Source organism: Stenotrophomonas sp. NRRL B-14846, from assembly GCF_050473585.1.
GTDB lineage: Bacteria > Pseudomonadota > Gammaproteobacteria > Xanthomonadales > Xanthomonadaceae > Stenotrophomonas.
On the sequence record NZ_JBFLUN010000022.1, the window covers coordinates 2,301,451 to 2,314,118 of the forward strand.

General features: G+C 67.9%; 8 protein-coding genes. 4 read left to right on the forward strand and 4 right to left on the reverse strand.

Features of this window, described 5'->3' with window-relative positions; all coding sequences use genetic code 11:
• Window positions 1-2: 2 nt before the first annotated feature.
• Both queG and xseA read left to right on the forward strand, forming a co-directional pair.
• Window positions 3-1,073 carry a tRNA epoxyqueuosine(34) reductase QueG gene (gene queG / locus AB1281_RS12865; RefSeq protein ID WP_164119298.1) on the forward strand — a complete coding sequence of 357 codons (1,071 nt, stop codon included), beginning with the start codon at window positions 3-5 and terminating at the stop codon, window positions 1,071-1,073.
• 43 nt (window positions 1,074-1,116) lie between these two features.
• Window positions 1,117-2,448 (forward strand): exodeoxyribonuclease VII large subunit, encoded by a 1,332-nt coding sequence (gene xseA / locus AB1281_RS12870; protein ID WP_430346095.1) that lies wholly within the window; start codon window positions 1,117-1,119, stop codon window positions 2,446-2,448.
• A 703-nt stretch (window positions 2,449-3,151) separates the two neighbouring features.
• Here the strand turns inward: xseA and AB1281_RS12875 are convergent.
• Together AB1281_RS12875 and AB1281_RS12880 are read right to left on the reverse strand one after the other, a co-directional pair.
• A complete protein-coding gene (locus tag AB1281_RS12875) occupies window positions 3,152-4,048 on the reverse strand; it encodes a M48 family metallopeptidase (protein ID WP_088026614.1) in 897 nt (298 codons plus the stop codon).
• 88 nt (window positions 4,049-4,136) lie between these two features.
• Window positions 4,137-6,029, reverse strand: a complete 1,893-nt coding sequence (locus AB1281_RS12880; RefSeq protein WP_430346096.1) for a formylglycine-generating enzyme family protein — start codon at window positions 6,027-6,029, stop codon at window positions 4,137-4,139.
• Between the two features lie 84 nt (window positions 6,030-6,113).
• Here AB1281_RS12880 and rnd point away from each other — a divergent pair, with 84 nt between their 5' ends.
• Both rnd and AB1281_RS12890 read left to right on the forward strand, forming a co-directional pair.
• Complete coding sequence (rnd, locus tag AB1281_RS12885) at window positions 6,114-7,193, forward strand: ribonuclease D (RefSeq protein WP_430346097.1); 1,080 nt, start codon at window positions 6,114-6,116, stop codon at window positions 7,191-7,193.
• Window positions 7,194-7,315: 122 nt separating this feature from the next.
• Entirely contained in the window at window positions 7,316-9,388 is a 2,073-nt protein-coding gene (locus AB1281_RS12890) for a DUF4034 domain-containing protein (protein ID WP_430346098.1), read from the forward strand.
• Window positions 9,389-9,476: 88 nt separating this feature from the next.
• Here AB1281_RS12890 and AB1281_RS12895 read toward each other — a convergent pair whose 3' ends face one another.
• Together AB1281_RS12895 and AB1281_RS12900 are read right to left on the reverse strand one after the other, a co-directional pair.
• A complete protein-coding gene (locus tag AB1281_RS12895; RefSeq protein ID WP_014037894.1) occupies window positions 9,477-11,807 on the reverse strand; it encodes a TonB-dependent receptor in 2,331 nt (776 codons plus the stop codon).
• A gap of 208 nt (window positions 11,808-12,015) precedes the next feature.
• Window positions 12,016-12,597 (reverse strand): TetR/AcrR family transcriptional regulator, encoded by a 582-nt coding sequence (locus AB1281_RS12900; protein WP_014037895.1) that lies wholly within the window; start codon window positions 12,595-12,597, stop codon window positions 12,016-12,018.
• Between the last annotated feature and the right edge of the window lie 71 nt (window positions 12,598-12,668).

Below are 12,668 nucleotides of genomic sequence, written 5' to 3' on the forward strand. Positions count from 1 at the left end.
ACATGTCCCCCGCCCCCACCCCTGTCGATCCGGCCCAGGCCGTGCAGCGCATCCGCGAACTGGCGCGTGCGCATGGCTTCCAGCGCTGCGGCATCGCCGGTATCGAACTGGGCGAGGATGAAGCGCATCTGGCCGACTGGCTGGGCCAGGGCCTGTACGGCACGATGGACTGGATGGCGCGCCACGGCACGCTGCGCGCGCGCCCGGCCGAGCTGCTGCCTGGCACCGTGCGCGTGATTTCAGTGGGCATGGACTACAGCCACAAGGACGATACCGAAGCCTGGGCGACCCTGGCCGATCCGGGCCGCGCTTACGTGGCCCGCTACGCGTTGGGCCGCGACTATCACAAGCTGATGCGCAACCGCCTGCAGAAGCTGGCCACGCAGATCAACGATGAGGTGGCACCGCTGGGCTATCGCGTGTTCGTCGATTCCGCCCCCGTGCTGGAACGTGCGCTGGCACGCAATGCCGGCCTCGGCTGGATCGGCAAGCACACCTGCCTGATCGATCGCCATGGTGGTTCCTGGTTCTTCATCGGCGAGATCTACATCGATATCCCGCTGCCGATCGATACGCCCGCCACGGCGCACTGCGGCACCTGCACGCGCTGCATCGATGTCTGCCCGACCCAGGCCATCATCGGCCCGCAGCGGCTGGATGCGCGGCGCTGCATTTCCTACCTGACCATCGAGCACGACGGCGCCATTCCCGAAGACATGCGGCCACTGATGGGCAACCGCATCTACGGTTGCGACGACTGCCAGCTGGTCTGCCCCTGGAACAAATTTGCCAAGCGCACCGACGAAGCCGATTTTCGCGCCCGCAACAATCTGGATACGGCGCGCCTGGACCAGTTGTTCGCCTGGGACGAGGCCGAATTCCTGCGCCGCACCGAGGGCAGCCCGATCCGCCGCAGCGGGCACGAGCGATGGCTGCGCAACATCGCCGTGGCACTGGGCAATGCACCGTCCTCGGCCGAAGCACTGGCCGCCCTGCACACCCGCGTCGACGATCCCTCGCCGCTGGTGCGTGAACACGTGCAATGGGCGCTGGGCCAGCACACGGCGCGCTGACGTGCGATCCTGAGCTCCCGTTCCGCCCGCCGCACGCTGTTCCATGCAACCACGCAACAACGACATCCTGACCCCCAGCCAGCTCAACACCCTGGCCCGCGACCTGCTCGAAGGCAGCTTCCCGGCGATCTGGGTCGAGGCCGAGCTGGGCAGCGTGGCGCGCCCAGCTTCCGGGCACCTCTACTTCACCCTGAAGGACGCGCGCGCGCAGCTGCGTGCGGCCATGTTCCGGATGAAGGCGCAGTACCTGAAATTCGTGCCACGCGAAGGCATGCGCGTGCTGGTGCGCGGCAAGGTGACCCTGTACGACGCCCGTGGCGAGTACCAGATGGTGCTGGACCACATGGAGGAAGCCGGCGAAGGCGCACTGCGCCGCGCCTTCGAGGAGCTGAAAGCACGCCTGGAAGCCGAGGGCCTGTTCGACCCGGCACGCAAGCGCCCGATGCCCGCACACGTACAGCGACTGGCGGTGATCACCTCGCCGACCGGTGCCGCCGTGCGCGACGTGCTGAGCGTGCTCGGCCGCCGCTTCCCGCTGCTGGAAGTAGACCTGCTGCCGACCCTGGTGCAGGGCAGCAGCGCCGCCGCGCAGATCACCCGCCTGCTGCAGGCGGCCGATGCCAGTGGCCGCTACGACGTGATCCTGCTGACCCGCGGTGGCGGTTCATTGGAGGACCTGTGGGCCTTCAACGATGAAGCCCTGGCCCGTGCGATCGCCGCCAGCCGCACCCCGGTGGTCTCGGCGGTCGGCCACGAAACCGACTTCAGCCTCAGCGATTTCGCCGCCGACCTGCGCGCGCCGACGCCGTCGGTGGCCGCTGAACTGCTGGTACCCGACCAGCGCGAACTGGCGCTGCGCCTGCGCCGCACGGCCGCGCGCATGGTGCAGCTGCAACGGCATGCGATGCAGCAGGCCATGCAGCGCGCCGACCGCGCCCTGCTGCGCCTGAACGCCCAGAGCCCGCAGGCGCGGCTGGACCTGCTGCGCCGACGCCAGCTGGACCTGGGCCGGCGCCTGCATGCTGCCTTCAACCAGCAGCAGGAACGCCGTGCCGCGCGCCTGCGCCATGCGGCGGCGGTGCTGCGCGGGCACCATCCGCAGCGCCAGCTCGATGCGATGCAGCGTCGTCTGGCTGCCCTGCGCGGGCGGCCGCAGGCAGCGATGCAGCGTCTGCTGGAGCGCGATGCACTGCGCCTGCGCGGACTGGCGCGTTCTCTGGAAGCGGTCAGCCCGCTGGCGACCGTGGCGCGTGGCTACAGCATCCTGACCCGCAGCGATGACGGTACGCTGGTGCGGAAGGTCGATCAGGTACAGCCCGGTGACGCCCTGCAGGCCCGCGTCGGCGACGGCGTAATCGACGTGCAGGTCAAGTAAAGGGGTGTTCGGCAGGGCTGCGCCCTGCACCCACAGAGGCTTCAAGCCAGGGCAACGTCAACGTCAAAAGCAGGCATTCCGTGGGATGGCGGGGCGGTGTCGGAGCGCGGGGACGCCGTGAACCCGTCCATGGGGGCTTGGCAGCCGCATCCATGCGGCTGACACCCCGCACTCCGACACCGCCCCACCTCTGACAGATCTCCGCGATCGGGTAGATCCACGCCATGCGTGGATGAATCCCCATCGGAATCGAATATTTCGAATCAAGATCGAAAAGCATCCACGCAGGGAATGGATCTACCGTGTCGACCAAGGTCGACACCTACCAACAGCAGCAGAAATCTGCCGAAGGCGGGGTGGGTCCGGTTGCGGGAGTGTCCGCGGCATGGGCCCGAGGCATGCCTCGGGCGGGTTGGGCAGGACGCCCAACCCTGGTCTTGCCGTGTGCGCAGGACCGCGCACACGAGCAAGCCGCGGCCAAGCCCCCATGGGTGAGGGTGCTTTGCTTGCGAAGCACTGCTTCGCAAGCGCCCGAACGCACAGCCGCCAGCGGCTGGGCCGGACCGCGGAGCGGGGTTTACGGCGTCTCCCGCAACCGGACCCACCGCGCCACCCCACGGAATGCACGCTGTTGCTGTTGAGGTTGCCGGCCAGCGGCCGGCACTACCGCGGGCGCAGGGCTGCAAGCCCTGCCGAACACCCCCTACTTTGCCTGCTCGCAGAATTTCTGCCGGTACTCGAGCGCCTTCGGCATCAGCGCCTGCAGGTTCTGGATGCGGGTACCCGGGTTCGGGTGGGTGGAGGCGAACTCCGGTGGCGACTGTCCACCACTGGCCTGGCCCATGCGCTGCCACAGCGGCACCGCCTCGCGGGGATCGAAGCACGCCGCTGCGGCCAGCATCAGTCCCACTTCATCGGCCTGCGTCTCGTGGCTGCGCGCGTAGGGCAGCAGGTAGCCGTAACCCATCGCCGACATCATCATCTGTTGCTGCTGCGCATCCATGCCGCTGGCGGCACCAGCCATCTGCCCGATCTGGGTCAGCTTCTGCTGCGCCATCCGCTGTGCACCATGGCGCAGCAGCGCATGGGCGATCTCGTGGCCCATCACCACCGCCATCGCATCACGCGTACGCGCCACCGGCACCAGGCCGGTGTAGACCGCCATCTTGCCCCCCGGCAGACAGAACGCATTGGCCTGTTCGGACGGAATCACGTTCACTTCCCACTGGAAATCCCGTGCGAAATGCGCCGGCTGCACGCCGTGCTCCTGCGCCAGCGCGGTCTCCACCACGTCGACCTTGGCAATCAGCCGCTGGGCGATATCGCGCACATCGCGCGCGATCGGTGCATTCGGATCCATCGGCCGTTCCTGCGACAGGATCTGCTGGTAGGCCTGCAGCCCCAGCGCGGTTTCCTGGCGCGCATCCAGGCTGCTGTCGATCATCACCTTCTCGCCGGTATACGGATCGACCGTGCGGTTGGAAAACCAGTAGAACACCGCATAGCCGGCCGCCAGCAGCAGCACCCACCAACGGATGTTGCCGAACAGGCCGCGCCGTTGCGGGCCTTGCGGCGAGCGGGAGAAGGGATCGTTGCGCATCAGGCGGTCTTCCGGCAGGTCCCGCCGGCTGGCGGGCACGGCGCAATCTTAGTGCGCCGATGCCCGCAGCGGGTGAAGCCGGGGCCGCTCAGATGCCGCGCACCAGGCGGAAGCCGATGCGTGCGTTGGTGGTGTCCGAATCCTGCGATTGCCGCCAGGCCGCACGGGTCTGCTCGGGCGCGTTGGCCCAGTTGCCACCCCGGATCACCCGTGACCGGCAGCCCGGGTTGAACCAGGCGACACCATCGGAGGGCGCACGCCGGTAGCTGGCATGCCAGCAGTCGGCCACCCATTCACTGAGATTGCCGGCCATGTCGTGCAGGCCGAAGGCATTGGCCTGGAAACTGGCCACCGGTGCTGGTCCCCACCAGCCATCGCCATAGCCGATGAAGGCGTTGTGCCAGTGCCGTCCCGAGGGCGAAACATCCTTGCTGCCGGTGAAGTTGCCGGTGCCGGGCGGCGGCGTACCGGCGTCGCCCCATGGATAGCGGCCACTGCTGCCAGCGCGCAGCGCATATTCGAATTCGGCCTCGCTGGGCAGCCGGTAGCTGCGTCCTGTCTGCTCGGACAGCCACGCCGCGTAGTTTTCGGCATCACGCACGCTCACATGCATCACCGGCGAATTGCCCAGTGCGCGCGCACCATCGTAATCGGAACGCCAGTCCACACCGCTGCGGCGGATGAAATTGCCGCTGCGCTCGTCATACACCACCGAGTGGCCGCGCCGGGTTGCCCGCGGCCGCGCATTGGTCGACTTCACATAGCGCTCGAAATCGCCGACGGTGACCTCGGTGATCGCCATCGCAAACCCGCGCTCGAAGCGCACGTAATGCGAGGGCCGCTCGGCGTCGGTGGCGCCGGGCTCGGCATCACCCGCGCCCATCTGGAAACCGCCATGCGGCACCACCACCATCTGCGGACCGCGCCCACCATCGCGCATGGCGTCGCTGAACACCTGCCCGGGACGGAAGCTGCCGTAATGGGTGGCCAGGTCGATGCGTTCGCGCAACTGGGCCACCACCGCATCCCCGGGCAAGGCGATGCGCAGGGCCTCGGCCAGCTTCTCGCGCGCCGGCTTCAGGCCCTGCGGCGTCGCCAGCTCGCGCAGGCCATCATCGCGCAGCTGCAGCAGTGCGGCCGCGCGGATCTGTTCGATGCGCTCGAAGGCATCGGCAATGGTCGGTGACGAGTCGCGGACCTTGCTGGCTTCGGCCAGCCAGGTGCCGGCGCTGGCGAAGTCACGCACCCGCGCTGCGTCCTCGGCACGGCGGATCAGGCCACTCTCGGCCGCCGCCAGGCCCTGCCGTGCCCGGCTGCTGTGTTCATCCAGGGCCAGCGCTTCACGGAAGTTGCCGATCGCACCGTCACCGTCCTCACCGATCCGCCCCGAACGCAGGTCTTCCTCGCCGGCACGATTGTAGGCCACCACGCGCTGGGCAAGCTCCACCCGGCCCTGCAGCGCGCGCACCTTGTCATCCTTCGGCGCCAGGGTCAGCAGCACCAGCGCCTGGCGACTGGCCTCGGCCAGCGCCTCGCGCTGCTGCAGCGGCCGGACCAGCAGGGCATCGGCCTGCTGCTGCAGGCGCTGGCGTGCGCGCTGCAGGCCGTTGCGGGCCTGGCGGTCATCCGGGTCTTCCTCCTGCACCGCCAGCCATAGCGGAACCGCCGCGTCGGCGTCTTCGTACAGGTGCCCTTCGCTGAATGCCTTCTCGGCCGCGCGACGCAGCTGGGCCAGGCTGCGCCCCTGCCGATCGACCCGCGGTGGCGTCCACCGCTGCACATCCTCGGCGGCATCCTCACCGGCAATGGTGACGCTGCCCTGCCCCGCCTCCGGCGTCGCATCCGCCTGCGAACCTTCCTGCGGCCGTGCGTCTTCGCCAGCAGCCGGACCCGGCTCCGGCGTCGCCGAGGGCGACGGCGTGCAGCCGGCCAGGGCCACGGCCAGGGCGGTGCACAGCGCGGACGACAGCGGAAAACGCAAGCAGGATCTCCTTCAGCACGGATGCGGACCGACGTTAGGCTATTCTCCCCTGCCTGAGCAAACCCGAGTAGTAGGCCCTGACCCGTGGCAACCTGGATCACCACCCCCGCCGAGCTGGATGCATACTTCCAGCAGCGCCCGGCCCGCATCGGCCTGGACACCGAATTCATCCGTGAACGCACCTTCTGGCCGCAGCTGGCCCTGGTGCAGATGGCGGTCGGGCAGGACATCCTGCTGATCGATCCGCTGATTCCCGGCATGACCGAGGCCCTGGCGCCCTGGCTGGCCGATGAATCGATCATCAAGGTGATGCACAGCGCCAGCGAAGACCTGGTCGCCTTCAAGTGGGCCTGCGGCGTGCTGCCACGGCCGCTGTTCGACACCCAGATCGGTGCGTCGCTGGCCGGCATCGGCGGCGGCATGGGCTACCAGAAGCTGGTCGCGGAAATCACCGGCGTGGCACTGGCCAAGGGCGAAACCCGCTCGGACTGGATGCGCCGTCCGCTGTCCGAGTCGCAGCTGCAGTACGCCGCCGACGACGTCGAGCACCTGTTCGCGCTGCACGACGCCATCGATGCCAGGCTGCAGGCGCTGGGCCGCCAGCAGTGGCTGCACGACGACGGCGAGCGCCTGCTGGCCAGCGTTGCCAACGACGAAGACCGTTGGCCGCACCTGGCGATGCGCTCGGCGCAGTTCCTCGACGCCGCCGCACAGCACCGCCTGCTGCGCCTGCTGCGTTGGCGCGATGTGCAGGCGCGCAGCAGCGATCGCCCGCGCAGCTGGATCCTGGACAACGAACTGGCCGCCACGCTGGCACGCACGCCACCGGCCGATGCCGCCGCACTGGGCGAGCTGTTCGAACAGTTCCCGAAGGCTCCGCGCAAGCTCGCGGGCGCTGTGTGGCAGGCGCTGGATACGCCGCTGGCCGATGAGGCCGAGGCACCGCTGGCGCTGCCGGCCAACGACAGCAACAAGCAGGCACTGAAGAAGCTGCAGGATGCGGTCGCCGAGCGCAGCCGCGAACTGGGCCTGCCGGATGGCGTGCTGGCCTCGCGCAAGCATCTGGAAAGCTATCTGGAACGCCGCCAGTGGCCGGCCGCACTGGCCGGCTGGCGCCAGCAGGAGCTGGAGTCGCGGTTGCAGGCCCTGCTGCCCGCGGCCTGATATCACAGCGCGCCGGGGCGTTGCCGCGGCGCCTGCGAACATCGGAATGAGCATCTGCCACGCTTGCCGACACGGGCGCGGGCCTGTCCAATAGCGGCCCCGCTACTGTTGGATGGCATCAGATGACAAATGGAATTGCGAAGGACGGCCTCTCCGTCGAGGACCTGGCCTGGCGCACGCAGGCGCGCACCGCGCTGCAGGAACACGACCATGCAGCGCTGGATGCACTGCTGGCGCCCCACGAACAAGCCTGGCTGGACGGGGCGCGGGCGCTGCCCGGCATCCGCTGGCGCCTGCGCAGCCTGCAGGACAAGGTCCTGACGCTGGATGAGCGCCTGCAGCAGGCACAGTGCTGGGTCGCCGCCGCACCGCACAGCTACTACGCCTGGCTGCGCCTGGGTGCGTGCTGGCAGGACGCCGCCGGCGAACTGCGCAGCGCCGACGTGGCCGCGCTGGTGGAGGACAGCCAATGGCTGGCCGCGCAGCTGGCCAGCGACCACGCCGTATACGCCTACCTGCAGGCCATCCCGCTGTCGCCGCGCCCGGCGTTGGCACTGGATGGCATCAAGCGCATCACCAGCTACCTGCGCGAGCCGAACTGGCTGCTCGCCCTGCAGGCCGGGCAGCCAGCGCAGTCCGACGATGCCGCATTGGCTGAACACTATCCGCAGGCGTGGCCGCAGGCACTGCAGCTTCTGTCGCGCTTCGGTGCACCGCTGCGGGACCTGCCCGACAGCCTGCCGCCGCTGCTGCGCGGTCGCAGCCAGGACGACTTCGACGCGCCGCTGGCCTACTGGATGCGCCTGGTGCTGGAACAGCGCCCCGACGACCTGAGCACGCTGGAAGACACCCTGTACTTCCTGTACCCGCGCTGGGGCGGCAGCCACGAGGCGATGGAAGACTTCATCGAAGGCAGCTGGTGCCGCGGCCTCGATCTGGCGCAGAGCAATGCGCTGCGCTGGCGCAAGGCACAGGACTGGCTGGCCGAGTCGCCACAGCGCGATGACAACGAAACCGTAGCCGCGCACGAGCGCGCATACGCACAGATTCTCGACTGGCACCTGGACCGCAACCTGCGCGCGGAGGTGCTGACCCAGCGTGCCGGACTGCGCTATCGGCTCGGCCGCATCGAAGAGGTCGAAGACGATGTGCAGTGGGATGCGCAGCACATGCAGGCGGTGTTCGAGGACCTGCAGCAGGCCTGGGCGCTGGACCGCGACATGGTCCTGCACGAAGGCCTCAGCAATCTCGAGGCCTGCACCTGGTTTGCCCACGTCGATGGTGCCGAAGCGCTGTTCGCCCAGGTGGTGGACTACGCCGCGCGCGAGGGCGATTCGGCGATCGGCCTGCTCTGGGCCGCGACGGCCATCGAGCATGGGCTGCTTGGCCAGAAAGCCGATCCGGTACGCGCTGCGCCCTTGCTGCAGCGCGCATTGAAGCTTGCGCAGCAGGACAACACCTCTGCGGTCACCTTCGCGGCCAACCTGTTCTGTGATGTCTCGCAGGCTGCCGGCCTGTCGCTGCTGCAGCGCATGGCTGAAGCGGGCGATGCAGGCGCAATGTCCGCACTGTGCGACCTGTACAAGGGCCGCCTCGGTGGCCGTGACCAGCCGCAGTTCGTTGATGCAGGGAAGGCCGCGTACTGGCAGGAGCGTGCGGTGGAGGGCGGCGACCTGATCGCCACCTACAACCTCGGCGTACGCCTGGTCGCTGCCGGTGGCGCAGAGAATGAAGCACGTGCGCGCGAGCTGTACCTGCGCTGCCTGGATGAAGCCGAGGCCGGTGAGCGCGTATGGGGCCCGACCTGCCGCAACCTGGCCTGCCTGGCACTGGATGGCCAGAACGATGCGCACAAGCGCGAAGCGGTCGAGCGCGCGTTGATCCCACTGTGGTGGCGCGGCGATGACGACGACAAGGTGTGGGCCGCCGGCTACCTGGCCGACATCTACCACGTCGGCAACGGCGTGCCGGCCAATGCATTCCTCGCCCTGACCTGGCTGCAGCGTGCCAGCGAGATCGATCCGGAGTACGTGGACGTGGTGCGCATGGCGCCGCTGATCAACGGCGAGGGTCGCTGGTTCGGTGCCAGTCGCGCACGCAAGCAGCAGGAACAGGACCGCCAGCAGGTGGACAGTGCGACCTGGGCCCTGACCTTCGGCCAGCGCAGCCAGGACAGCGACCTCACCGCGGTCTGAAGCAACGAAAAGGGCGGCCCGTTAATCCGGGCCGCCCTTTGCATTCCAGCAGCGCGATGGCGGGACGACCCGCCACCGCGACAGCGCATTACCAGTTCATGTTCAGCGAGACACCGACGGTGCGCGGCTCGTTGTAGACCGCGGCCATGTAGTTCTCGATCACACCCTTGAGGTTCTTCTCGTTGGTGATGTTGCGCGCGAACAGCGCCACTTCGTAGGCACCGTAGTTGCCCGAGTAACCGATCTTCAGGCCGCCCTCGAAGTCACCCTTGGAGTTGAACTCCTTGCTGTCGTACAGAACGAAGCTGGTGTAGCCCTGCTTGTTCCAGTCGGTGGAGACGAACATGGTGCCGGCATCGCTGACCGGGAAATCGTAGCGTGCTGCGAGGTTGACGTTGTACTTCGGCGCGTTCGGCAGCGGGTTGCCGTCGATCTGCGCGAAGGTGTTGGCACCGACCTTGATGGTCGGGTCATTCACGGTGCACACCACCTGGCCGTTGAGGCCGCAGACCTGCGCGTAGACGCGCTTGTCCTTGATCTCGCTGTGCAGCAGGCTCAGGCCGGCGCTCAGGGTCAGGTTCGGGATCGGGCGCAGTTCCATGTCCGCTTCGAAACCGTAGGCCTTGGCCTTGTCGGCATTGAACAGCACGCCATTGCCGTCCGAATCGTTGCCGTTGAGCTGGATGTCGTTGACGGTGTAGGTGAACGCGGTGGCGTTCAGGCGCAGGCGGTTGTCCCACAGGCTGCTCTTCACGCCCGCTTCCCAGGACAGGATGGTCTCGGAATCGGCGGTGGTGAAGTCGGCATTGAACACCGCCGAACGGCCCTGGATGGTCGGCCCGCGGAAGCCGCGTGCGACCTTGGCGTAGACGCTCACGTCCGGCGTGATCTGATACATCGCGCTCAGATCCCAGCTCGGGGTGGTGTCGGACATCTTGACGTCGGTGCGGCCCTTGTAGGTGACCACGCCGGCGGCAGTGTCAGCCGTCTTCAGCAGGCGGGTGTGCTTCTCGTCCTTGGTCTGGCGCAGGCCAGCAGTAACGGTGAACTTGTCGGTGAAGGCGTAGCTGATCTGGCCGAAACCGGCCCACGAGGTGTTCTTGTTGCGCAGGCGCACCCAGTTGTTCGGGTTGCGGGCCGCGCCCTGCAGGAACCATGCGCGCTGGTAGAAGTCGGTGGTGTCGCTGCCGTTGAAGTAGAACGCACCGGCCTGCCACTGCAGGGCGCTGTCGTCATGGCTGGCCAGGCGGAATTCCTGGGTCCACTGGTCCAGATCACGGATGCGGCCCATCGACTGGCCGTAGCCATTCGGCACGCCGTTCACCGGGAAGTTCACCGCTGCACCACCGTCGGTGTCGCCGCGGCTGTAGCCGGAGGTGGTTTCGTAGGCGGTGATCGAGGTGAAGTCGATCGCACCGAAGTCGTAACGCGCCTTCACCGAACCGCCGTAGGTCTTGTAGGCCTGCGGGTTGTTGTCGGCTTCGTCGTAGGCGACCTTGTCACGCGGCACGTCGGTCTTGTTCGAGCCCTTGGTCAGCGCACCGCGCAGGAACAGGGTCGAGGTGCCTTCGTAGTCACGGGCGTGGGCCGAGGCCAGGATCGAGAACTGGTCGCTCGGGGTCAGCAGCAGCTGCGCGCGCACGTTGCGGTCATCGAAGCCGCCCATGGCGTTCTTCTTCGGGCTGACCGTGCCGTCGGCACTCGGGCCCTTGTAGGTGTTGTCGACATAGTCGTCGCGGTGCTGGTACAGGGCCGACACGCGGAACGAGGCGATGTCGTTGATCGGGCCACCGAAGCCGCCGTCGATCGACACGCTGTTGTAGGTCGCGTAGCTGGCGCTGACGCGGCCGGTGTAGTCCTGGGTCGGCTTCAGGGTGTCGAACTTGATGATGCCGGCGGTGGTGTTGCGGCCGAACAGCGAGCCCTGCGGGCCGCGCAGCACTTCCACCTGGTCCACGTCATAGACCGGGTTGGACTTCAGCACCACGTGTTCCAGCACCACGTCGTCCTGGATGATCGACACCGGCTGCGAGGCACCGAGGTAGAAGTCGATGTTGCCCAGGCCGCGGATGTAGAAGCGCGGGAAGATGCGGCCGGTGGTGGTTTCCGCATACAGGCTCGGCACGCGGCCGGACAGCGCCAGCAGGGTATCGTCGCCGCCGGCGGTGAAGTCGCGCATGCGCTCGCCCTGCACCACGCCCACCGAGACCGGCACTTCCTGCAGGTTCTGCTCGCGGTGCTCGGCGGTCACGGTGATGGTGTCCAGCCCGGTCGGGGTCGGCGCGCTGTCCTGCGCGGCGGCGCCGAAGCTGCCGACCAGGGCCAGGCCAGCACAGGCCAGGGCCAGCGGGTGGCGGCGGAAGGAAACGAAGGAAGACGACATACCCGACAGGCGGCGGGAATCGGAATGGGAGGGCATGGAATGCTCTGAGGAGGCGTCCGTGCGGCCTGCGCGAGCCGGGCGGCAAATAGGAGGAAAACTGCGCAAGCCGCCATTATCCCCCAAATTGTTACGATTTCGTTGCGCGGCGCCCACGCCCGGTGAAACAGGCGGTTTCGGCACAGTCAGCCAGCACCGCCTGGGGTCAAATCCGTTTCCCAGGGGGAAACGGATCTGACCCCGGATCTCAGGGCAACGGGGTCAGCGCGATATCAACCATCGCCAGCAGCCGCTCACGGCTGATGCCATCGCGGGCCTGTACCGAAATGCCGTGCAGCAGCGTGGCGAAGTGATCGCCCAGCGCCTGCACCGCCACATCGTCGGCCAGCTGCCCTTCGGCCTGCGCCTGCTGCAGGCGCGCGATGATCGCCGCCGTGCGCTGGCGACGATGGCTGGCCAACCAGTCCCGGACGCCCTCGCCGTCGGGCGACACGCTGCTGGCCGAGGACACCACCAGGCAACCGTGCGGGCGCCCGCGCCGGGTGTAGGTCAGCACCGCGTCACGCAGCATCGACCCGATCGCCTCGCGCAGCGTGGCCTGCTCCAGCGCGCGCGGCGCGAAGCCGCCTTCGCCTTCCTCGTACAGCGCAACGGCTTCGCGGAACAACTGCTCCTTGCTGCCGAACGCAGCGTAGATGCGTGCAGAGGCGATGCCCAGTGCTTCGACCAGTGCCGACATCGACGTGCCTTCATAGCCGTGCTGCCAGAACAGCAGCATTGCCTTGCGCAACGCCTGGTCCCTGTCGAATTCGCGCGGTCGCCCTGCCATCTGCCTGCCTGCTCCAGTGAGGCGCGCAGTGTAACGCGGGTGTTGACCACCGCGAGGGTCGCGCCTATTCT

Bases quoted from the DNA above. Each gene is read 5' to 3' on its own strand.
- queG (WP_164119298.1), top strand. From the start codon at position 3: ATGTCCCCCGCCCCCACCCCTGTCGATCCGGCCCAGGCCGTGCAGCGC.
- xseA (WP_430346095.1), top strand. From the start codon at position 1,117: ATGCAACCACGCAACAACGACATCCTGACCCCCAGCCAGCTCAACACC.
- AB1281_RS12875 (WP_088026614.1), bottom strand. From the start codon at position 4,048: ATGCGCAACGATCCCTTCTCCCGCTCGCCGCAAGGCCCGCAACGGCGC.
- AB1281_RS12890 (WP_430346098.1), top strand. From the start codon at position 7,316: ATGACAAATGGAATTGCGAAGGACGGCCTCTCCGTCGAGGACCTGGCC.
- AB1281_RS12895 (WP_014037894.1), bottom strand. From the start codon at position 11,807: ATGCCCTCCCATTCCGATTCCCGCCGCCTGTCGGGTATGTCGTCTTCC.
- AB1281_RS12900 (WP_014037895.1), bottom strand. From the start codon at position 12,597: ATGGCAGGGCGACCGCGCGAATTCGACAGGGACCAGGCGTTGCGCAAG.